Annotated in this window: 21 protein-coding genes and 5 pseudogenes; 5 read left to right on the top strand and 21 right to left on the bottom strand. The window is 42.0% G+C overall.

Translation table 11 applies throughout. From position 1 onward, the window contains the following. The 7 genes and pseudogenes from BK127_RS39460 to BK127_RS39435 all read right to left on the bottom strand — a co-directional run. Window positions 1-536, bottom strand: a pseudogene (locus BK127_RS39460) (hypothetical protein); the annotation flags it as partial. After that, a pseudogene (locus BK127_RS45295) lies at window positions 491-684 on the bottom strand (hypothetical protein); the annotation flags it as partial. The pseudogenes BK127_RS45295 and BK127_RS39460, both read right to left, overlap by 46 nt. A gap of 321 nt (window positions 685-1005) precedes the next feature. Beyond that, window positions 1006-1242 carry a hypothetical protein gene (locus tag BK127_RS39455; protein ID WP_179097782.1) on the bottom strand — a complete coding sequence of 79 codons (237 nt, stop codon included), beginning with the start codon at window positions 1240-1242 and terminating at the stop codon, window positions 1006-1008. Window positions 1243-1701: 459 nt separating this feature from the next. Further along, window positions 1702-1941, bottom strand: a complete 240-nt coding sequence (locus tag BK127_RS39450; RefSeq protein WP_076238147.1) for a hypothetical protein — start codon at window positions 1939-1941, stop codon at window positions 1702-1704. A gap of 202 nt (window positions 1942-2143) precedes the next feature. Continuing rightward, window positions 2144-2890 carry a type I methionyl aminopeptidase gene (gene map / locus BK127_RS39445; protein ID WP_076238146.1) on the bottom strand — a complete coding sequence of 249 codons (747 nt, stop codon included), beginning with the start codon at window positions 2888-2890 and terminating at the stop codon, window positions 2144-2146. A 982-nt stretch (window positions 2891-3872) separates the two neighbouring features. Next, window positions 3873-4646, bottom strand: coding sequence for a TerC family protein (locus BK127_RS39440; protein ID WP_076238145.1), 774 nt, complete (start codon window positions 4644-4646; stop codon window positions 3873-3875). An 809-nt stretch (window positions 4647-5455) separates the two neighbouring features. Next, window positions 5456-6214, bottom strand: a complete 759-nt coding sequence (locus BK127_RS39435) for an SDR family NAD(P)-dependent oxidoreductase (RefSeq protein WP_076238144.1) — start codon at window positions 6212-6214, stop codon at window positions 5456-5458. A gap of 123 nt (window positions 6215-6337) precedes the next feature. On the opposite strand from BK127_RS39435, the gene BK127_RS39430 reads away from it, so the two are divergent. Further along, entirely contained in the window at window positions 6338-6730 is a 393-nt protein-coding gene (locus BK127_RS39430; protein WP_076238143.1) for a MerR family transcriptional regulator, read from the top strand. Window positions 6731-7183: 453 nt separating this feature from the next. Here BK127_RS39430 and BK127_RS39425 read toward each other — a convergent pair whose 3' ends face one another. The 4 genes from BK127_RS39425 to BK127_RS39410 all read right to left on the bottom strand — a co-directional run bounded on the left by BK127_RS39425 (window position 7184) and on the right by BK127_RS39410 (window position 10240). Beyond that, the gene (locus BK127_RS39425) at window positions 7184-7720 is read right to left on the bottom strand and encodes a dihydrofolate reductase family protein (RefSeq protein ID WP_076238142.1); all 537 of its coding nucleotides are present in this window, start codon (window positions 7718-7720) and stop codon (window positions 7184-7186) included. Between the two features lie 272 nt (window positions 7721-7992). Then, window positions 7993-8463 carry a pentapeptide repeat-containing protein gene (locus BK127_RS39420; RefSeq protein WP_076238141.1) on the bottom strand — a complete coding sequence of 157 codons (471 nt, stop codon included), beginning with the start codon at window positions 8461-8463 and terminating at the stop codon, window positions 7993-7995. 58 nt (window positions 8464-8521) lie between these two features. Continuing rightward, on the bottom strand, window positions 8522-8869 hold the full coding sequence (locus tag BK127_RS39415) for a VOC family protein (protein WP_076238140.1): 348 nt from the start codon (window positions 8867-8869) through the stop codon (window positions 8522-8524). A 339-nt stretch (window positions 8870-9208) separates the two neighbouring features. Then, window positions 9209-10240 carry an aldo/keto reductase gene (locus BK127_RS39410; RefSeq protein ID WP_076238139.1) on the bottom strand — a complete coding sequence of 344 codons (1032 nt, stop codon included), beginning with the start codon at window positions 10238-10240 and terminating at the stop codon, window positions 9209-9211. Between the two features lie 182 nt (window positions 10241-10422). Here BK127_RS39410 and BK127_RS39405 point away from each other — a divergent pair, with 182 nt between their 5' ends. Further along, entirely contained in the window at window positions 10423-11013 is a 591-nt protein-coding gene (locus BK127_RS39405) for a TetR/AcrR family transcriptional regulator (protein ID WP_076238138.1), read from the top strand. Between the two features lie 73 nt (window positions 11014-11086). On the opposite strand, the gene BK127_RS39400 is transcribed toward BK127_RS39405, so the two are convergent. Both BK127_RS39400 and BK127_RS39395 read right to left on the bottom strand, forming a co-directional pair. Next, a complete protein-coding gene (locus BK127_RS39400) occupies window positions 11087-11332 on the bottom strand; it encodes a hypothetical protein (protein WP_076238137.1) in 246 nt (81 codons plus the stop codon). A gap of 154 nt (window positions 11333-11486) precedes the next feature. Next, entirely contained in the window at window positions 11487-11909 is a 423-nt protein-coding gene (locus BK127_RS39395; protein ID WP_076238136.1) for a hypothetical protein, read from the bottom strand. Between the two features lie 290 nt (window positions 11910-12199). On the opposite strand from BK127_RS39395, the gene BK127_RS39390 reads away from it, so the two are divergent. Further along, window positions 12200-12706 (top strand): PIG-L family deacetylase, encoded by a 507-nt coding sequence (locus BK127_RS39390; protein ID WP_076238135.1) that lies wholly within the window; start codon window positions 12200-12202, stop codon window positions 12704-12706. Between the two features lie 96 nt (window positions 12707-12802). On the opposite strand, the pseudogene BK127_RS39385 reads toward BK127_RS39390, so the two are convergent. The 4 genes and pseudogenes from BK127_RS39385 to BK127_RS39370 form a co-directional block, all read right to left on the bottom strand. Beyond that, a pseudogene (locus BK127_RS39385) lies at window positions 12803-12945 on the bottom strand (hydroxymethylbilane synthase); the annotation flags it as partial. Window positions 12946-13240: 295 nt separating this feature from the next. Beyond that, on the bottom strand, window positions 13241-13420 hold the full coding sequence (locus BK127_RS39380; RefSeq protein ID WP_076238134.1) for a twin-arginine translocase TatA/TatE family subunit: 180 nt from the start codon (window positions 13418-13420) through the stop codon (window positions 13241-13243). 23 nt (window positions 13421-13443) lie between these two features. After that, the gene (locus tag BK127_RS39375) at window positions 13444-14661 is read right to left on the bottom strand and encodes a ZIP family metal transporter (protein ID WP_256711653.1); all 1218 of its coding nucleotides are present in this window, start codon (window positions 14659-14661) and stop codon (window positions 13444-13446) included. A gap of 18 nt (window positions 14662-14679) precedes the next feature. After that, window positions 14680-15726, bottom strand: a complete 1047-nt coding sequence (locus tag BK127_RS39370; protein WP_076238133.1) for a multicopper oxidase domain-containing protein — start codon at window positions 15724-15726, stop codon at window positions 14680-14682. 314 nt (window positions 15727-16040) lie between these two features. Between BK127_RS39370 and BK127_RS39365 the strand changes: the two genes are divergently transcribed. Beyond that, a complete protein-coding gene (locus BK127_RS39365) occupies window positions 16041-18158 on the top strand; it encodes an LTA synthase family protein (RefSeq protein ID WP_083689934.1) in 2118 nt (705 codons plus the stop codon). A gap of 198 nt (window positions 18159-18356) precedes the next feature. On the opposite strand, the pseudogene BK127_RS46145 reads toward BK127_RS39365, so the two are convergent. Both BK127_RS46145 and BK127_RS39360 read right to left on the bottom strand, forming a co-directional pair. After that, window positions 18357-18677, bottom strand: a pseudogene (locus BK127_RS46145) (SDR family oxidoreductase); the annotation flags it as partial. A 212-nt stretch (window positions 18678-18889) separates the two neighbouring features. Next, window positions 18890-19264: an ArsR/SmtB family transcription factor gene (locus tag BK127_RS39360; RefSeq protein WP_076238132.1), complete on the bottom strand. Its 375-nt coding sequence runs from the start codon at window positions 19262-19264 to the stop codon at window positions 18890-18892. 272 nt (window positions 19265-19536) lie between these two features. On the opposite strand from BK127_RS39360, the pseudogene BK127_RS39355 reads away from it, so the two are divergent. Further along, a pseudogene (locus tag BK127_RS39355) lies at window positions 19537-19865 on the top strand (NAD(P)H-dependent oxidoreductase); the annotation flags it as partial. 91 nt (window positions 19866-19956) lie between these two features. On the opposite strand, the gene BK127_RS39350 reads toward BK127_RS39355, so the two are convergent. Continuing rightward, window positions 19957-20502, bottom strand: a complete 546-nt coding sequence (locus BK127_RS39350; RefSeq protein ID WP_256711654.1) for a cyclase family protein — start codon at window positions 20500-20502, stop codon at window positions 19957-19959. A 331-nt stretch (window positions 20503-20833) separates the two neighbouring features. Further along, window positions 20834-20956: a hypothetical protein gene (locus BK127_RS45290; protein WP_256711652.1), complete on the bottom strand. Its 123-nt coding sequence runs from the start codon at window positions 20954-20956 to the stop codon at window positions 20834-20836. Window positions 20957-21180: the final 224 nt, after the last annotated feature.

Below are 21180 nucleotides of genomic sequence, written 5' to 3'. Positions count from 1 at the left end.
TGATAGGCGGCATCGATAGCCTGCTGAATCGCGTTCGATGCCATCGATGTCCCCGTATTATCCGCGTTGTATGGCGATTGGGTCACATTATAAATCCCGGCGCCTGTGGACGGAGGAATATTCGTCTCCAAGGGATCTGCTGCGATGACAATCTTCTTCGTCTGGTCATTGATTTTTACGATCACATAGGTTGAGGAAGAAAGCGTAAACGTTAGCTTGTTCCCGTTTACCGTCCCCTCGATGTTTTTGGCCATTGGACTGATGGAATAAGATGTAATCGGCACATTAGCAGTAACTTCGATACTGACCGCGCCGGAGAAAGAAAATTGAGCATAGTCATAGTCATCCTTATAGCTTATTACTGGAACCGATTGGTTATCCGCTTTCAGTGAAAATACGTTGGATGCGGTATAGATGGATGGCATCGGGTAGTTTTGAATAACTGCGGCCGCATGAGATGTCTGTGGTAAAAATCCTGTAGTTAATATAATTACGGCAAGAAATAACAAAAAACCATATACTTTGCTTTTAAGCATAAATACCTCCCACTAAAATTAATGTTTTTTCCATCATGAGTGGTCGCCAAGCATTCCACATATCCTCTGCGCCGTAATAAATTTTCACCTCCCCCGGAGTTTCCAGATTCATCCCGCCCGGGAAAATGACATCGTAGCGGAACCCGCTGAGGCGTCTCGTACGGCGCCTCCGAAGAGTGTAGCACGATGCCGGACGAATAAGCTTTGTACTTGACGATTAATGCGTCCAAACCGCTGATCTTCTTGGCACCGAAATTGAGCTTCGTCGTATAGTTCCCGTCATTGTCTCAAGATTTTGGTAGTCCTTCGAGTAGTCCTTCGAGAACTCGGCGAGTACGGCGAAGCCAAGCGCGTCCAAAAATTTCGTGTTCTCCGGCTACGAGTTGTTGATGAAGTTCCAGTCGTCGTACAGGCGCATCCGTTTTAAAGATCGGTAGAATCAGTTTGTAAGCGCTGTCTTTATTGTGTGTTAGTATTTACCCTCTTCGCTGATCACCATACGCTTAAAGGTTTGTGTCTCCCGCTTGGCGTCCATCCACCTAACTGCGTCTTCCGGGTGCTTGGAAGCTTTAGGCGCATAACTAAGCTGGTCGAAGCCGTTCAAGACGGACATCCCCGCCCTGCCAACCTTGCTTTTCAACATCAAGATGTAGATGGCTTTGGCGGTAGGCAAGCTCTTGGTCAGTGCATCGGGCTTCTTCGGCATGTCGGACCAGTTGAGCAAGGCTGGCCGCCAAACGCCTTAGCAATCCGGGGACGAGCAGTAAATTACAGGTCGTAGTTGATGCGAAACAGTCTCCTCCGGCCTGATCTCGCCTTCTGGCCTTGGACAAGAGCCGTCTCCCGTTTGCAGTTCGGATTCGCTCATACTCATCTCGGGCAAAGATGTGATGTGTTTAGTATAGCCAGCATCGCATTCTCCCGGAAGGTGGCAATCTTTGTATTTCTGGTGCTATCTTATGGAAAAGCACAACGGATTGTGGAAATCGAATTCGAGTGACCCCTCAAATTTACCGGTACCTTTGTCCCTTTGCGCTTCAGCTCTTCCTCTTGGAAGCAGCCAGGGCCGATCTCTCCCATAAGGATAAGCTTTGCACCATGCGTGCTTCTATTCTCTCATCTCGAACAATAATATAGGTTCGCTTCCGCTTCTGCAGTACTCGTGTTATCTTTGCGTTTTTCGATCGAAATAAGGACGAGGTTCCTTCCATCCTGCGCACTGCCTTTTGGATATAACCCTTTTTCCATTATCGCTTTTCACCAGAACAACGACATTCTTCTCTAACCGAGAGTCCTCAGCATCGCCCGGTAAGAAGCCCCATGCCTCCAATATACTAGGCTCAAAATACAGTCTAGTCATTCCATTGGATTCCGAAGTCGTCACGTTCCTAACCATGTTTATCATGTCTTATTCCTCCTTTTTTGGTCACAAAAAAATGGAGACGCAAAAAAGGGCATACGAATACCGAATCCCTTATTGGTCTCCATTTTCATGAACCTTTGTTTATTGGCTGCACAAAAGCCTCGCGGAATTCAAAAATACATAAGAGATGTGCAGCAGTTTGAAGAATTAACTTCTACCGTTATTCGCCTGATTAAAGGTTCTACTATACTGCAGTCACGATTATAGGCTGATTCTTTGTAATTATTATGGTATGCTCATGTTGTGCCACAAAGCTATTGTCGGGTGCATATAAAGTCCATCCATCCGTTTGCTCAACGACATACCCTGCACCTGTAGATAAAAAGGGCTCGATTGTAATTACCAAGCCCTCTTTCAATACCCGTTTATCGTGCTTGTTATAAACGGGTAGAATATCTTGTGGGGTTTCGTGCAGAGATTTTCCAATACCGTGGCTACACAAACTCTTAATGACATTATAGCCGCCTTTTTTAGCCTCGATTTCAATAATCCTTCCGATTTCGTTCAATTTTACTCCATGCTTAAGTGAAGAGATTACTTTCATCATTGTATTGTGTGTGTATTGACACAGATGCATTAATGATGGCTCATATGGAGGTATCGGAAAAGAATGTCCCGCATCCGCATAATAGCCCCCCAATTCTGCAGAAACATCGATGTTTATTAAATCGCCCGGTTGAATGATTCGATTTCCCGGTATTCCGTGGGCAACTTCGTGGTTAATACTAATACATGTGTTGCCAGGGAAATTGTAAGTTGTTTTAGGTGCCGACACAGCCCCATGCCTTTTCAAAAACTGCCCTCCAATATCATCCAGTTCCTTTGTCGTAATTCCTACACGTGTCTGACGTTTCATTTCACTAATCGTCAATGCAACGATTTTGCCAATTTTCTTCAGACCATCAATATCGTTTTGTGATCCTATTGTCATAAAAGCCCCTCCATTTTCCATATGAATTTAATTTAACATAAATTAATTTTAACACAAAATAGAATATTCAAGAGAATGTACTAGAACATAAGTGTACAAGATAGATCTTGTTATCCACATCATAGTAATAATCCATTTTCATTAAGGATTGCTTCCACTTCACATAAGCATAAGCGAATGGACAAACAGGCGGCTCTGGTCCATCTGGAATTTTGGAAAGTGTAACATAACGCCGAATACAAGATTTGTGGTATTTTAATATAGATTGACTGATATGACTACCAATGGACAAAAATTCCTTATATAATGTGCCTAGAAGGAACTCAAGGGGTTGTGGTGTATCTGTTATGGAAGTATGAGGATAAATGTAAATGGTACTGAGTTCCTCCTGTTCCGCATCATTTAGTAAAAGCCGCCTCTTGAGTTGAGGATCTTGTATTTCCTGATAAGAATAATTTCGCCACTGCTTCGATAATGGGTGACTCCGTTGGATTCCATTGCTTCATAATGAGATCCGATATTTCATAAGGAATGAGTTCAAACAATACTAACAAATACGGCTACATATACGGTCAGCACTTTTTGCGGAATTCTTCTATTAATTATCCTCATAAATTGAATAATAACTTAACGCTTTACGGTTTACTAGTAACTATTTTTGACCTGGTACGCAATTTTTGATATGGACGTTAATTATAAGCCGGACCGGACTTACTCTCCATGCATAACTGCCAGTTAATGCGGAAAAGGCCACTGATCTCATGCCGACAGCCTCGTCTTGGTTTCTATTGAACAATCGTTCTCCGATTGCTTAATGACCTAGTTTTCTCTGTGACGGTTCACCGTAACCCTTCAAACGGCGAAAAAGACACTCGCATGGAGTGCCTCCCCTTTGCAGCCTTAACTTGCATCTAAATTATCGATCATCAAGTCCCCGTCGTATATCCTAGACCCCCAAGCTTCGGAGAGCGTGTATATTCAATTAGGTATGATCTGCTTGAGATTGTTTGTTAGCCGGCGCAAACCAGCCAAGAATGACAATAGCAACCAAAACCCCATAAAAGATAAGAGTCCAACCTGTGCTATGTGGGAAATGTTGATCTAAGACACCAATATCGCCATGAGCAAGGGTAATTACGGTAAGCTTCACCCCAACCCAGGCTACGATCGCATAAGCCGTTGTCTCCAGAGCGGGACGTTGCTCAAGCAACTTCACAAACCATGTAGCCGCGTATTTTATTAAGACTAAACCAGCAATACCACCAAGTACGACTACAATAAATTGTCCTCCGTCCATTCCGCCGAAATCGCCAAGCGGCGAATCCGGCAGACCTAGCGCAAGAGCTACTGCAGCAAGAATGGAATCAATCGCAAATGCAAGATCCGCAAATGCAATCTTTCCTACAGTTGGCCAGAAGCCTTTCCCAGCGGATTCTTCTGCCACCTCACCGTGAAGAGTTTCCTTTCCTTTGCTTATGCGTGCTTGGATGATGTGCTTTAAACCGAGATATAGAAGATAGGCTGCCCCAATCGCCTGCACTTGCCAAACATTGGCGATAAAAGAAATCGCAAAAAGAGCAGCAAACCGGAAAGCAAAAGCCATAATGATTCCATAATTAATGGCTCTCTTCTTCTGGTCCTCCGGTAAATGTTTCGCGATTACCGCCAGAACAAGCGCATTATCGGCCGATAGCAAGCCCTCCAATCCAATAAGAATTAATAATGTCCATGCATACTGCAGCCAGAGTGATTCCAATTACTATTGCCCCTCCCCAAAATGTTAGCTTTATTTTCCTTGCCTTTAATATACCATTTCCCCATTTTCCCGATTTCAGAACGAATTCGCTCGTTATCTAGCCTATAGCTAAACGAGGCAGCCTCTGATTATAGACTATTACGAAAGTTTATATTGTAAGTTTCATTGGATGTGTTGATTTTTCTGCGTGTAACTGTCATTAAGTTGAGTAACGGCATTTGTTAAGGGACAGCCGCCGTTACCCAACTGTTGGAAATATTAAAAGAACCGACCAGCGCCTTAATTCAGTATTGAACAAAACTTTCGCAGTAAATTTGATGGTCGACTTTAATGTAGAAGTTGACGAGGACAGTCTGAGCTTTATTCGCTGCCTCCTCAGTAGGTTTGTCCTTTTACATGATTGAGCCAAAAAAGTTTGCTTGTTAGTTTGTGAAAACAGTAACATTACTATAACTAAAAAAAGCCGCAATTTAAGCGACTTTCAATGTAATAATGATGTTGACTTCCGACAAAGATACATTTGCGACACAAACATATGCGTTTTCATATTACTTTCATATTGCCATATTGCACTATGAATTATCACCAACAAAAGGGTCAAGTTATTGTCTTAGACGAACGACAATAACTTGACCGAATGAAAACAAAAGCTCGTCATTTATGCGGTTTTCCAATCTATTATTTCATTCGGATAATGCCATTCGAATTTGTTCATCAACGCATGCTTTTTCCGACCCGTTGTTATTGACTCACATGTTTTTGTTTTTCTCTTGCACCAAAACCGAAATAATTACCCTAACGAACTAAGTTTATCTAATCATTGCTACATACGGAAAAATTGGGTCTTTCAATTCGAAGTTATACGTATAACCATCGACGATGCCAACCACTTTGTCGCTATCATACAGTTCCAGCAAGAATCCGGCCATTTGCTCTGCCGTGTGGAACTTCGGAACGATACCTGTATATTCAAACTGCTCCAGATCCATCGAGCGTTTGGCGAACTCCGTTTCGGTCGCAGCCGGGGCCAGCACCTTCGCCTTCATTTTCGCGCCACTCGCTTTCAGTTCGTGGGCAAGGCCTTCCGTAAATGCACTGACATAGAATTTACTCGCGCAATACGTGATCGCATTGCCCACTATTGTATATCCGCCGCCCGATGAAATGTTAATGAGCTGCGTTCCTTCCGCTGAGGCGTAGTCGTGAACGTAGAGTGAGCTGAGTAGGGTGAGCGTCTCGATGTTCAGATGCAGCAGAGCTTGGATCTTGTCCAGATTTTGCTCGCCGACCGAAGCGAAGTTGCCGAAACCCGCATTGTTGATCCACGTTTCAATCTGATACGCCTTTAGGTCTTCGTAAAGTTTGAGCGCATTGCCGGAAATGGATAGATCCGTTGTTCGAATGACCACTTGAACGTCAGCATGCATCTGCTGAATTCGAGACTGCAGCTCTTCCAAATTATCCAACCTGCGAGCAACGATAATCAAGTTTTTGCCGCGCGCTGCGAATGCGAGTGCTGTTTCATATCCGATCCCAGAGCTGGCACCTGTAATGACGGTGTATTTCATCATAATTCCTCCTTTTTTTCCTCTCAATTAAGAATTATACTCATTATAGTTAACTCTAAGTCAAACTATTTTCAAACTACGTTCGAGCGGATCGTTGATTCCGCAAAGGAGACCAGACACCGCATGTATTCTATTAGTCAGCTTGCCAACTTGTTGGACCTCAGCACATACACCCTGCGCTATTACGAGCGAGAGCAAATCGTTAAGCCGGATCGCAATTCCCAAGGAAATCGAGTCTACAGCGATTTACATCTCCAATGGCTACAATTCGTACTCAAGCTTAAAGAAGCCCAAATGCCCATTGTCCAAATCAAAAAGTATGCACAATACGTCTTAGAAGGTGAGCATACCGCGGAAGCTCGGTTGAATTTACTGCAAGCGCACCGCGCCTTTATTCAACAACAAATCGAGAGCCTGAATGCGACGGATCACGTGCTGGAGGCAAAAATCGCGGGCTACAAAAAGAAGATTGAACAGAAGCAACCCTCCGCTTGCGAGACAAACATGAAGAATTAATGATCAATACATTACTCTCAGTCTCATAAGAACTATATCATTACATAATAATATCATTTGACGTAATAATTTCGGATGGATCCACAGTTTCAATCCCGATATTCTCTCAAATTCCGCCGCCGATTTTAGTACCGTGGAACAATGGCAAAATAACGGTTCTGTTCGCATCGTTTGCGAAAGAGCCGTTATTCGTTTTTTTTCGTATTTCTCGAAATAGATAGGCAACTTACCATGAAAGATATCCACCATTGATAAAGTCATATCAAATCATTATTAAGTTAACGATTCTTAAGCATTTGTACCCGTTAGGTCAATCGTCAATTCCATAAATAACTATGTCATTTCGCATAACTGAACAAATTTTAAAGAATAAGGGATCCTCTGACTGCCGCTACAGCCGGAGAATCCCTATTAAAGTAACGTGCCCTTTAGGCCGCTGGGTCAACCGCACAACTAAGCTGGAACGTAGGTCAACCTGATCACCTTCTCGCCAATTCGATCGCTTGCCACGAGGCGCAGCGGCGGCCGCGGACCGGCGAAGAACGGCTTGCCGTGACCCAGCACGACTGGATGGAGATAGAGTCGATACTCATCAACGAGACCGAGCTCCGTTAGACTGTGGGCCAACTCCGGCCCGGCAACTTCAATCTCCCCTTCATGCTGAGCCTTCAGCCCACGTATGGCCGCTGCGAGGTCGCCCTCGATCAGAGAAGCGTTCGGACCGACGGACTTTAACGTCCTCGACACCACCCACTTCGGTTTGCTTTGCCACGCCGCTGCGTATTCCCGTTCCGGCGCATCCCATTCAAAATGGTCTCCGTCCCAATACCGCATGGTCTCGTACATGCGGCGCCCGTACAGGCTGCCCGCCAGGCCGCGCACGTCGTCGATGAAATGACGGAATAGCGCGGGGTCGGGCTGAAATGCCGTGTGGTCGTGGTCGACAAATCCGTCCAGAGACTGGTTCAATGCGAAAACGATCTTTGCCATGCGACTGACTCTCCTCCCTAGTTTTCTCGCACATTCATCATCAAGATTACACGTTCCATATGCAGCCTTCTTTATGTCTACATTTTATCATCCAACAGCATGTCCGGTTTCTCATGGATTGCTAATGTGCACAGTCCTTGCCTGACCGAATACAAATTTAACGAAGGATGGTAAATTAAACAATTTTGCCCTTTACTTCAACGGAAATAAAAAAGGAACCGCTACATGCAATTCCTGCACTCTCGTTCTTCGTTACTTGAATAATTGATGATTCATTTTTTATTTATTAGGTCTTCTACTAACACCCCATTAATCTTCAATCCAGATATATCGCAATCGCGAATATCCATATTTGCTAAATTACAGTTTGTTAATTGACTGTTAGAGAGGTCACAATTAATAAAGCTAATTGGTTTGTAAACACCATTTGGATTGTAATTAACATCGCCTTCCATAGGGAGAACTACATTACGAAATTCAGTACCAAATAAATGAAAATGGTCAATAACAGCATGACTAAAATTAGCATTTTTGATTTCTGTACCTGAGAGATTAGCATCCGAAATTCTAAGCTCGGACATATTTACATCGTTTAATGCCATTCCTCTCATATTTGCATTATTAATTTGCGTCTTGGCCATATTAACATTGTCAAAATTTAATTCCTCTGCTTTAACCTTCTGAAACCTCGACCCAGAAATGTCCGCCATTTCAAAATCTAAACGTTCAACTTTTATTTCCATCTTCATCAACCTCCCAATCACTAATATCAAACAATATATTGAGCTATAATACAACTCGCTATTTCTCCCAAAGCTCGACCAGTCGACCTTCTGGATCTTCAATCCAAATAAACTTTCCAAATTCACTAATCTCTTTTTTCTTTGCAAGAGGTACACCAATATGTTCAAGATGCTTAATAGTCTCGTTCAGATTATGTACTTGGAAATTTAACATCACTTGTTGTTCTGTTGGAAAATAACTGTCATTCTCGGTAAAGAAAGAAAAGATAGTCTCATTTCCTAATTCGGGTTTTATCACAGTCCCATTCCAATTTTCTATTTCAATCTTCAACACTTCACTGTACCATTTTTTTATAGCTTCAAGATTCTTAGTTCTCCAAAATATTCCTCCGAAACCTTTTATCATCGTATCTAACTCCTGTCTGTCATCAAATTTTTAGCTATCCGATTACATTAGATATTCGAGATTAAAATTTAATTTCCTTTTTCAACTATACTGCCCGTCCGTATTATGATTTACTTAGAGGATTAAGGAAGCTAGGTCGAAAGTAACTGCCCGTGGGACTTGATCCCGAGCGCTATAATGTTCACCCCTACTTGTCATTACGATGGACGGTTGCGTGAACATTTATTTCCTTGGTGAACATACTTCTGATTTGCTATGTATTTCTGTGTCATCATAAGTGATATTACCAATCGAAATCAATTATTTAAAAGCAGGCTAATTCCCCTTCCAATGACTCTTTTAGTTAATGTGTCGCCTGCGCCGTTCGGTACTCATCCACTCAGGAGTCCAGGTTTGCTCTTTGTCATCGATACGTTTGCCTGGTGGAACAATTGCATCAATAGCATCCAACACATCTGTGCCGAGCCTCATCTGTGAACCGGAAATATAGGCTTTCAATTGCTCTAAAGTGCGTGGTCCCCATAGAGTTGATGTGACGGATGGATGACTTTGGGTAAAAGCTATCGCCATATCCGCTAGTGAAATCCCCACTTCATTTGCCAGCTGTTGCAACTTTGCAATTATCTTAAACTTATATTCATTTTCAGCTAGTTCAGGATCTAATGTATCCACATATCCTTTTAATGTAGCAGCTCGTGAATCACTTTGTGCGGCCTGACCAGCCGTGTATTTTCCAGTTAGTAAGCCACCAGATAAGGGACTGTACACAAATAGAGAAAGGTCATATTGTTTAGCTATTTCAGCAAGTTCAAATTCCATTCGTCGATTAATAATAGAATATGGTGTTTGCTCACTTACAAATCGCTGAATATGATATCGATCACTAATGGCTTGTGCTTGAACAATTTGCCAACCCAGGTGATTTGAAGTGCCGATATGATGAATTTTCCCTTCCTTCACCAAATCGTTCAACGTTATTAGAATCTCCTCATAGGCAACAAATTCAAAAGGAAGATGAAGTTGATAAAGGTCTATATAATCGGTTTGCAAACGTAATAGACTTTGTTCAACAGCAGTTCGTATCCAACGACGAGATGCACCACTTTGATCTAATTCATTAGTAGCCTCCGCTCCAAATTTAGAAGCTAATATGACATTCTGCCGCTTGTTCTTAATAGCTTTACCGATAATCCGTTCTGATTCCCCCTTTCCGTATCTATTAGATGTATCAATCAGATTGATGCCAAAGTCCAATGCTTCATCAATAATTTTTATGCTCTCTTCTTCGCTTGTCCTAGATCCGAAACTTGATCCGCCTAACGCAAACGCGCTGACTTTAGTACCAGTCCTTCCAAGATATCGATATTCCATCGTTCTCCTCCTTAAATTTATACAACCCAAAGATAATGAACTCGTGTTGATTAAGGCTATAGAACCGATTATAATCAAGCATGACGAGAGGGTCAATGAACATAAAAGGCCAAGTGTTGATTAATAGATACAACGACAATAGTGTTGATAATTAAGTAACATTCATAGTGGGAGGATAACAAATGATCGAAAATAGCACTGATATGAGAGTAATCCGCAGTCGTACGCTAATGGAGAACGCATTGTTGTATATTTTAGAGAAAGAAGGTATTAAAGGGCTGACAGTTAAAAACCTTTGTGAAATAGCGGGAATAAATAGAGGCACCTTTTATTTGCATTATAAAGATATTTTTCATCTGATTGAGGAAACGGCGTTTATTCAAGGATTATTGAGTGTATTCGAACCTATCAATCTTCAGGAGTTGATGCAACATCCTGATCATCAAGGAGCTTATCCTCCAATCACCAAAGCCTTTCAATACTTGCATAAGCATGCTAGTTTTTTTAAAGCACTATTCCATTCGGGAGCTCCAGCAGAATTAAGAGAACGGCTCCAGTATTTAGTAGGCACACGCTTGTATGAAAATCTGAAACCAGATCAAACTTATAATGAAAGCCTATTTTCTGACTATGTAATTGCTTATTTAGGGAATGCACAGTTTGGAATTATACAACACTGGTTTAAGACTGATCGTGCAATTCCTCCCGAAGATATAGCGAAAATTTTAACCTTATATATACGTAAAACACCGTGTCTTGATCACAAAGTTTGAAATTGAAACTTATTTTGAAAGAATAGAGCAGTTCAACGAAAAGCATTCTACTGGAGACCCAAAACGGTAGGAGCTATCGTTCCTGATGCACCGTTTCTACTTCACATCCTATATATCGAATGTAGTCTCCGCATTCCTCCCGGAACAGCACCTCTAGATTCAAAGGCATGGGCAGACAGAGAAAGTCGCCAATCGCTGCCCTTAAGGCGCTCTTGATCTGCTCTCTTCTTCGCTCTGCGCTTTCCTTGCTGGCGGTCTCTTTATGCTCGTCGATCGTTTCCCGGTAGATTTGTTCGAAATAATCATCGGGTGTCCACATGATTGCCTGCTCCTTATCCGGCCGATAATAGCATGCTCTACGCCTCCTTGATGGTATTGGGTCATAAACTTTAAGGATCTGCCACAAAGCAAGCCCCTCCACTTTCGTTTCTCGTTAGTTAGCTGTAATGCCAGACTTTGATAGACATTAAGATTTATGGGGTGTGTACATTGATATACATATTTGCTTGTGTAGAACCATCAATTCCTAATGCCTGAACTTGAATATGATCGTGAAATGTCCGACTACCGAACTCCCATGTGTAAGACCATCCATCAGTTCCATCTATGTCGTAACCAATGAGTTTTCTTTCACTCCCAGTTTCCGTCCCTGTTGGTGCTATCCAAAATAAAACTGTTTCTGTATTTTCAGCTTCTGCATATATAGTCATCATACTAACGTTTTCTGGAACAACCCACCAATTCGATTCCTCCATAAAATCCGTATATACTCTCAAAAGCTCAGTACGTGTATTAATCTGTTTCGCTTGGTTGATTGAAGTTGATATTGCTTTGTGAGCATACAGGGACTTTTTTGAGCCTTTGGTGGCATTTAATTTGTAAACATCTATACACAAGTGGTTGTTTTGTTCAGATGTTGCCGGGTATTCAAAAAATGGAAAAATGATTAATATAGCTGGGGTAACTTATCCATACCAAATGGCGTGATTGTGCATCTACTATATTAGCTTGTCAATAGGACGTCAGGGACAAAGAGTTATAAAGGAACTGAACAGATGAAACATATAGTTGAGTTACACTGCTAATTCACGAGAACCTTGATCTATTTTTTTGATCACAAAAGCATGAAACTTTCTATTGCAACGAATAAAAACTATACAAACAGAACGTATGGAGATGGTGAGGGATGAATTACAATAAAATAATGATTGTTGCCCATCCGGATGATGAAACGATTTTTGGCGGAACCCAGTTATTACAAGAAAAAGGTTGGTTGGTTATTTGTGTTACAAATGGTGATAATCAGGTGAGGTGCGGCGAGTTTACTAAAGTAATGAAGAAGATTGATGCCCATTTTGAAATATGGAATTACTATGATGAATGGGACGGCGATTTTGATCGGTATAGTTTAAGGAGGGATTTAGCCGCGGTGCTTGCTAGATATCTCGGGTCTATAGAAAAAGTCGTCACCCACAACCTGTCAGGGGAATACGGTCACGCGCAGCATAAGGCTTTATCCCAAATCGTTCATAGTCTGGTAGACAAAAATTTATACGTGTTTGCTACTTCTGAAGAGAAACTGGAAAAAGCATTATTAAGAAAGAAACAGAAATTGTTAAAATACTATTCAAGTCAAGATTTTCAATGTCTGGAGAAATACATTCAGTTTGAGAGCATTAAGCGAGTACGATGAATTTTAAAATTGTTTTTTAATTATTAGTCCCATCCATGACTATTACCATTTGCTCACAACAATGAAATAACTATATCTTACGCCTGTTGGATGATGCATGTCCTTTAGACAGTGCACCACCATGTCCATTTCCTTGTAAGCATGGCCTGTTCAATCTCTTTTACGAAAAGACCCTTCCCCCAACCTTTAGACAAGGTTACATCCAAAATCCGGTCACCCTTGGTGACTATTTTTTTTAACTAAGTGATCTTGTTAGCTTATTAATTGCGTTTTATATAGCTTGCCGATGAACGAAAAACGGTTCTTTGCCATGGGCTAAGATGAATGGCCATGCCACCATAAAAGACTATGATGCATAGTTTAATAATGCCAAAATCATGAAACAGCATACGGGGTTAATGTTATCGGAGGTGACCCCTCTATCGAATTCATGATTGTTGATGCAATTCATCAAATCGGTGACTCTTTGAGTAATAAAAAAAGACCAGAATATTAGTTCCAGTCTTTGTTCAAGTATAATGCCTTTACATCCAATTATTTTTTTTCATCATCAGAAGAAGCTTTATCTTCTAAAAGATTCTGCGTTCCTTGACGAAATTCTCTAATTGTAGTACCGACAGCCCTGCCAAGCTGGGGAAGCTTAGATGGACCAAACATAACCAATGCCGTAGTAACTATAAGCAAAATGCCTCCAACTCCTATATTCCCAATCATTTTTCCATCCTCCTCTATTCAAGCTAGAATTTAACGAGCATTGCTGTCACATACATCAGAAATATTCCTAAGGCTACACCCATAAAATTGGACCACGAAACAGATGCCATGCGATGTTCAATAGACTCTTTCCAAATCATTCTGGATATAACCAATATGACTTGTAGAATAGCACCTGCGCCAATTCCAAAGAATAAAGCAGCCAGCGTGTCATTGAACAAAAATCCTCCAGTCCATGTTCCCAGAATCGCCGGTCCACCTGCGATCAGGGCAAGAAATACAAATGTTTTCAAGGTCGGCTTATCCTTGAGCAATGGAGCGGCAATTCCAACCCCTTCAGTGATATTATGAAGTGTAAAGCCGATAATTAAAAATGTGCCCAATGCAGCCTCTCCTGCCGCAAAAGCTGCCCCAATCGCTAATCCCTCGCCAAAATTATGCAATCCAATGCCGGTTGCCAGCTTATATGAAACGCTGCGTCCTTCCCGCAGTCCACGATCCATTCGTCTTTCGTTCATTTGGTCTACAGCCAGCAGGAACAGCAAGCTCAGCAGTGCCCCGAACCAGACAAGACCACTTCCCTGAAACATACCGGGACTTTTTGCAGCAAGTTCAAACCCTTCTTCGAATGTATCTACAACAAGAAAAACTAATAATCCAACCGTAAAAGCTAATACCGCTTGCGTCCCTCTAACCGAAAACCTCCTCATGAAAGGATACCATAGAAGCCCCAATCCAACTGGGATGATGCCCACGTAAAAACCAATTAAAGCATACTGGGAAAAACGTTTCGAGTCAGGCTCTGGAGTTGGTGCACCAACAGCAACTTCTCCAATAAAAATCAATCCTTTAGTAGTAATAAACTTGATTTGATGAGGGTCTCCATAAACCCAAGGATACGGTATGGTTATCGTGCCTCTGCCAAAACGATCCAAGGTAGGCCCTGGTTCATAGGAAGCGTTCCAAAAAGAGTCATCAACGATCGTCTGTGCAATGGTAAGGGCTTCCGGACCGGAGTTAAGTACCGTAACTACGAATCCATCTGTATTCATTTTAATCCGTTCCACATTCAATTGTTCGATTGGCGCTGCTGCTTCTCCTTCTATTCCCGTTCCTACTTTAGCAACAAAACCAACAATTGCTGCCAATAGGATAAGCGGTAATAGCCCTAATACTATTGTTTTAAAACTCCATCCACCACCCATTCGAGAACCTTGGGTATGAGTTTCAACAGGATTCATATCGTTGTCCTCCTTCCACTATTCAGCTAAGAAAAAGCCCATCCAACCCAACTCAGCAAATTCACTTTGATGCGCATGAAACATATAGCGACCTGGCTCAGGAAAAGTAATTTCTAAAATCCCGCGTTCCCCTTGACACTGCATGATGGTGTCGGTAAATTGTGGTCGTGCTTCCGGATCAGCACCTGTAGCATAATAATTAAAATAATTCGCATGTAAATGAAAAGAATTGATCAAATCAAACTCTGTAAGATTGCTTAAATAAATACGGACTAATTCCCCTGCCTTTACCCGGATGGGCTCCTGCTGGTAGGCAAATGCATACCCATTTACTGTGTATATCTCGTTCTCACCATCCAAATCCAGATCATAGCCGTTCATAACCATATTAAACTCTTTAGCAGCTATTCGCGGTTTCTTCGGGTCGATAATGAAATTACCGTATAACCCTTTATGGATGTGCCTACGCAGGGGTGCGACATGGCAATGATAGACTTGCATACCTGCCGGTTTTGCTGCGAACTCATATACAAAGGTCTCACCAGGCATTACGGACTCCAATCCATCCATACTTGTTGGGTGGATACCATGGAAATGTATGGAGTGCGGGTGCGTGGAGTTGTTGTAAAATTTTACGCGTATGATATCACCCTCTGTGCACCTTAGCGTTGGGCCTGGTATTGTTCCATTATAAGTCCAACCCGGAAACTTGATGCCCTTAGCAATTTCTACTTCTTGCTCAACTGCAACCATTTCATAATCGCGAATCGTTTTTCCATCAGCAGATGTGCTCACCTTGCCATAATCAAAAGAAGTAAGGGCATTTCTTGCAGCTTTAAGTCCTTCTGTTACTTCTGTTCCAGGATCGTACCCGTGCTTCATTCCCTTATGCAGTTGCGAATTCGATGAATTGGGCAATAAATGATTCTCATGCGTGCCCGTTGCCAATGCCGATTTCGCAGCCCAGAAGTTTGGTGAAAGCCACGTAGATCCAATAAAAGCAGCAGCACCAGCCACTCCAGCTTTGACAATCGCCCTTCTGGACCAATTTTTACTATCCTTCATCATGGACCCTCCATCCTAAGTTAGGCAGCCTATTCACAGATAAATAAGTTTATGCCAGCACCAATACTTTTAGTCTGACGCCATTTTGTTTCCCATAGGAAACTTATATAAATAACTATATGCTGTAGTGCGTTTTTTGTAAATACTTTTTTTGATCTTTAACAAAAAAATTAAAGTGGGATATCGTAGAGCCGAATCCGTTTATGCTCCTGCTGAAAAGTATGGTTTTAGACATACATTAATCTGCAAAGTAAGTATGGTATACTAAAGATGACGTTTACAAAATATTAATATGTTAAGTGTGGTGTTATAATATGGGAGAACTGCAAGTCGCAGTTCAAAATGTTGGATGGAATGCTGCAAAACGGCTCCCCTTCATCTTATTGTCGTTTTGGGTAGTGTTCCTGGTGGAACTAATGAGCAGAGGTCAATGGGGAGAATCTTTGGAGTGGTCGCTTCGTGCCATACCAGAGCTATTACTCAATATCATTGTGGTGCTGGGTTTGTTATTACTGGCAACAGCGGCAACAGGGAAAGTCCATCTCTCGTTTTGGTTGGTCAGTACGGTTTGTTTAGTTTTTGGTACAGTCAGTGGTATCAAATTGGCTATTTTGGGTGTACCCTTCTTGCCATGGGATTTGTTACTAACCAATGAAACCAAAGACATGGCACCCTATGTGGCTGGCTTTCTTAACTTCACGGTAGTATCAGGTTTAGTCTCATTTATCACCATCAACGTTCTACTGCTTTACAAGCTGCCATGGTTTGCTCTTACAGTAAATTGGAAACACCGCTCAATCATGGGAATCGCTTCACTCTTCCTACTAGCATCCATTTATACTGACGAATACATATCAATAAAGAAATTGGCTAACGTCCAAAATTTGGCCTGGGATCAGGCAGAAAACGTCCGTGCCAATGGGTTTCTCCTATCGACGGTCATGAACTTGAAGTTCCTCTTCCTTAACAAGCCTGATGGCTATGACGGAGAATCTATTCGTACTGTCATGTCTTCAATCCTCCCGGCCGTTCCAGTAGCAGGGGAAATTAAACCAAACATTATAATCGTATTGAGCGAGTCATTCTGGGATGCGACACAAGTCAAGGGTATTTCATTTAGCCGAGACCCACTCCCTTTCTATCATGAATTGATTCAAACTTACAGCAGCGGCACATTGTTAAGCCCCCAATTCGGTGGCGGTACGGCAAATGTTGAATTTGAAGTGCTCACGGGGAACACAATGCGCTTCTTGCCACAAGGCTCGATTCCTTACAACCAATATGTGAATAAGGATATTGATTCGTTAGGCAGTATTTTGACACGTCAAGGTTATATGGCAACAGCGATCAGCCCCTTTCACAGCTGGTTTTATAACAGCAAAAAGGTGTATGAAAACTTTGGATTTGCCAAGTATATTCCGCTGGAATTTTTCAAACCCGATTATGAGGGGCCCTACTTAGCAGACCGGGAGGTGGCTAACCAAATCATAGAATCTAGTACTACTAGTGAAGGCCCCGATTTTATATTTGCAAATACCATGCAGAACCATTATCACTACTACCCTGGCAAGTTCAAAGAAAATACTATTGAAGTTACTGGAGTTACTGGTGAATCCAAAGGATTACTTGAAACCTATGCCCAAGGCCTTCTCGGTGTGGACGATATGCTGAAACGTTTAGTGACGTATTATGAAAAGCTCGATGAGCCGACTATTCTTGTGTTTTTCGGAGATCATCAGCCCAGCTTGGGTCAAGATTATAAAGCTTATAAGGACATCGGTTACTTGAAAGAAAACGACCCTGATTTTCTTGAGAAGATGTACCGTGTCCCCGTGCTGGTTTGGAATAATTACTTGCCTAAGGAAAAGACAGTCCTTAATATGAGCCCTTCGTTTCTCGGAGCCTACATTTTGAATTTATCACAAAGGACTGGCAACTACTTCACTGATTATTTATACCAATTGTCGCAGTACTTACCGGTAATCCCTCCTGAAAATCACTATGCAGAAATGAAAATCAGTAAAGATAATTTGAAAGTATATGAAAAGCTACAATATGATATCCTATTTGGGGACCAACATGGATATAGCGGCATGAAACAAAAAATTAAAAACAATGACTATTTACTTGGCTCTGGCCACATGGTAATTGACCAGATTCGAATGGAAGTATTGAATGATGGGAAGGTGCTAAGGGTTGGTGGCAGTAACCTTCCTTATAACAGTATCGTACAGATTAATGGCCAGAAGATGGCTACGAATTGGGTCAGCAAGAATGAACTTATTGTTGAAATACAACCTGATAGCATTATCAAGTATCCATGGAAAGTTGAGATCGTAGTAAAAGATTTTAAAGACAGGATCCTTTCAAAATCAAACGAATATATTTATTCTCAGGAAATGACCACACACACTGAAGAGTCATTATTTTGATCAAGGCAAGGTGTAGCTGTAGGTAAGTGCTATGCATTCAAGCTGGGCCGACAACATCCATATGGGGCATGAATTGCTGGGGGGAACATGATGATGGAACCAATGCATGGTACCCTTTGCACATCGGTCCGCAAATAGGGATCCACAGAAGTCGCAGATCCCTTTTCAATTGATTGAACTATCGTGTCCCGTTGGAGTTTAATGATTGATTTTACTTGAAGCTAAAGCTGATTGGAATAAACGTCTTGTGAATTTTATGACTATGTTCCGAGGTAGTATACGTGGTAGTTGGGCCATTAAATAATCACTTCGCCCAACTATTATGCTGCTACGATCTTTTTCCACCGCCTTAAATGCCGCGTTCACAACATCAATTGGCTCCATGCGCTTACTTTTCAAATTCTCAGAACCGGATGCTACACCACAATCTCTATACTCTGCCCACAATGCTTCAGTAAATGATAAGACGTAAGCTTTCGTAGCACCATACACAGCCATGTACGGTACTGGCTGAAGTGCTTACTTTTTCAGATGAATTCGCATTTGTAAGATCAATCGAAAGAGGTGTGCCATTGATTGAATAAGCTGATGAAGCACCTGTTACTAAAACAATTTTTCTTAGAATAACCCATAAAAATACCCTCCGATATTTAACGATCAAACGTTTAAGTATTTAATCATTATGACTGAAAAAAGAGACTTTCTCCATAGTTACAAGAAAGCCATAGGTACTATTCAAGCACTTTAGCAGGGTCATTTATTATGCTTTCGGCAGCATGAACGATTGTTTTAAGTTGCTGAATAACCGAGTCTCCAAACGTAAGGCTGTAGTAAACTTCCGTCTTTACCTTAGCTGAACTTAAAATACCTGCTTCCTTAAGAATTTTCAAATGATGCGATATTGCTGGTCTGGACAAATGAGATTGCTCCACAACTTGTGCAACATTCATTCGTTTAGCTGGCATGAACATCATTAAAATATCTTGCCTAACAGGGTCTGCCATCGCTTTAAAAATATTTGTGGATCGACGAATCTCATTCAAAAGAGCATCCTTCTTCTCCAACAAATCGCTTTGTGCAACTAGATCGAGTTGATCATTTCCCAAACCTCCACCTCCATTAAATCAAATGATTAAATGTTTAAACATTTGTTATATTGTAACCAGTTGTCCTTTTAAAAAGCAAGATCTCTAGGGGGGAGTGTCTTTCAAACTAGTTTCATAATCATAATACGGAGTTAACAACATTTTGTGTATATGCTCGGGGTGACACTCACCTTTATGACAGTACCTGTACTAAAAGTGCATACTTACATATTCGCAGTGCAATCTATATACTCAAAAAAAGGAACTAAATAAGAACTAAGGAGGACAAATCTTTGAAAACTCTTGTTATCGTAACACACCCAAGCATAGAAACATCCGTCATGAATAAACGATGGGTAGAAGAACTCAAAAAATATCCTGAAAAGTATACGGTTCACGAATTGCATAAGGCTTACCCGAAAAAGAACAAAAATTGATTGAATCGCATGGTAATCTTGTTTTGCAGTTCCCTATATATTGGTTTAATTGTCCACCTCTCCTTAAAAAATGGCTTGACGATATTTTAACTTATGGGTGGGCTCATGGTTCAAATGGAGGAGATAAATTAAAGAATCGCAAAGCTGCTTTAGCTGTATCTGCCGGAAGTAAAAAAGAAGATTATAAAGTGCTTCCAAATCGCAATGAAAAAGGGATCCGCAGCAGTCGCAGATCCCGTTTCAATTGATTGAACTATCGTTCTCCGCTTGGACATTTTATGCGTTCATTCCAAGCCCAGCCGGTTCAGCCTCCAGCACCGCAACGGCTCGAACCGGGGACCCGTCGCCACAGACGATGCGCAGAGGAAATCCGTAAAACATAAAGTCGACTCCACCGGGAAGACGCTCCAAGCCCTGTAGCCCCGTATACGTCACAATTCCGATACCTAACAACGCCCGCTCAAGCTCTTCAGACAGTTCGCCGCCGACGAACGGTGGCCACAGCGTAGCGAGTCGGTCAAAGCATTCTAGACCGACGGATTCTGCAAAAAACAGACCACGGCCTTCCGGCCAAGTCGGGTCTTTGATCCGTACTACGCGCGATGATCCGAAAAACCGCTCCAATGGCAGTTCATCCAATGTCGCGGCACCGGGGTGCATGTGTGAAGGAGCGTCCACGTGTGTTCCGGTATGGCTACCCATCGAAAGCTGCCGCAGCTCCCAAGTGTGACACTCGTATGTGTGCGTCACTTTGACTTTCACCTCCGGATCGCCGGGATAAACGGGCATACCATGCGCAATCGGCAACGACAAATCGATCACTCTCACTTAGGCGCCTCCTTTCCTGCAAGCTTATTATCCAAATTTTGCTTCTGTTTGACTTGAACTATCGTGTCCTGTTAGTCATCGTAGAATCCGTCAGGCTGGGAGAGGAAGGTCGATGAACTATGATGCCATAGAGCCCATCCGTTAGTCTGACTCCAACGACCACGGCGCATCACAGATTGTTGCTCCCTTTTGGAAAGCACTCATAGGAGCAGCGTGGCTTACGATTCAACTCGAGTTTTCCCACAAACAACATAAAAACATTTGCTCCTCACTGTCTCAAGCATTCTAAGCGTTGGTTTAATAATGCAACACCATGCCTTGTTAATCAACTGTAATCTTCAATAAGTGATATTTTTCCTTCTTCAATTCTACATACTGACTTCCCTTTCAGTTGCATCTTATCTCCTGTTACACGGCGATAGTGACCGTGGCGGTTTTGTTCCGGCATTGATTAATGTCGCTCGGCGTACAGGTGCTTCGGCATATGTGGGTGAAGGTTCAAACCGCTGTTCCGCTGTGCACCGACTGGATGCTGCGAAAGAGGTTGTAAGCTGATGGAGTACAAATTTTGAAAGAGATCAAAGAAAGAGGGTGTCCCAAACTAACATGGCCTGACGGCCACCACCATGAATGAAAATGTCTTGGCTTGTGAATCTGTATGTTCCATAATGG

The sequence above is a fragment of the Paenibacillus sp. FSL H7-0331 genome, assembly GCF_001956045.1.
This window is presented reverse-complemented; position numbering and strand designations above follow the sequence as displayed.

What these genes read in the sequence shown, in the direction of transcription:
- BK127_RS39365 (WP_083689934.1), top strand. Translation starts at nt 16,041, where the DNA reads ATGGGAGAACTGCAAGTCGCAGTTCAAAATGTTGGATGGAATGCTGCA.
- BK127_RS39405 (WP_076238138.1), top strand. Translation starts at nt 10,423, where the DNA reads ATGATCGAAAATAGCACTGATATGAGAGTAATCCGCAGTCGTACGCTA.
- BK127_RS39425 (WP_076238142.1), bottom strand. Translation starts at nt 7,720, where the DNA reads ATGGCAAAGATCGTTTTCGCATTGAACCAGTCTCTGGACGGATTTGTC.
- BK127_RS39415 (WP_076238140.1), bottom strand. Translation starts at nt 8,869, where the DNA reads ATGATAAAAGGTTTCGGAGGAATATTTTGGAGAACTAAGAATCTTGAA.
- BK127_RS39435 (WP_076238144.1), bottom strand. Translation starts at nt 6,214, where the DNA reads ATGAAATACACCGTCATTACAGGTGCCAGCTCTGGGATCGGATATGAA.
- BK127_RS39380 (WP_076238134.1), bottom strand. Translation starts at nt 13,420, where the DNA reads ATGATTGGGAATATAGGAGTTGGAGGCATTTTGCTTATAGTTACTACG.
- BK127_RS45290 (WP_256711652.1), bottom strand. Translation starts at nt 20,956, where the DNA reads ATGCCGGAACAAAACCGCCACGGTCACTATCGCCGTGTAACAGGAGAT.
- BK127_RS39455 (WP_179097782.1), bottom strand. Translation starts at nt 1,242, where the DNA reads ATGCCGAAGAAGCCCGATGCACTGACCAAGAGCTTGCCTACCGCCAAA.
- BK127_RS39420 (WP_076238141.1), bottom strand. Translation starts at nt 8,463, where the DNA reads ATGGAAATAAAAGTTGAACGTTTAGATTTTGAAATGGCGGACATTTCT.
- BK127_RS39375 (WP_256711653.1), bottom strand. Translation starts at nt 14,661, where the DNA reads ATGAATCCTGTTGAAACTCATACCCAAGGTTCTCGAATGGGTGGTGGA.
- BK127_RS39450 (WP_076238147.1), bottom strand. Translation starts at nt 1,941, where the DNA reads ATGATAAACATGGTTAGGAACGTGACGACTTCGGAATCCAATGGAATG.
- BK127_RS39400 (WP_076238137.1), bottom strand. Translation starts at nt 11,332, where the DNA reads ATGTGGACACCCGATGATTATTTCGAACAAATCTACCGGGAAACGATC.
- BK127_RS39390 (WP_076238135.1), top strand. Translation starts at nt 12,200, where the DNA reads ATGAATTACAATAAAATAATGATTGTTGCCCATCCGGATGATGAAACG.
- BK127_RS39370 (WP_076238133.1), bottom strand. Translation starts at nt 15,726, where the DNA reads ATGAAGGATAGTAAAAATTGGTCCAGAAGGGCGATTGTCAAAGCTGGA.
- BK127_RS39430 (WP_076238143.1), top strand. Translation starts at nt 6,338, where the DNA reads ATGTATTCTATTAGTCAGCTTGCCAACTTGTTGGACCTCAGCACATAC.
- map (WP_076238146.1), bottom strand. Translation starts at nt 2,890, where the DNA reads ATGACAATAGGATCACAAAACGATATTGATGGTCTGAAGAAAATTGGC.
- BK127_RS39410 (WP_076238139.1), bottom strand. Translation starts at nt 10,240, where the DNA reads ATGGAATATCGATATCTTGGAAGGACTGGTACTAAAGTCAGCGCGTTT.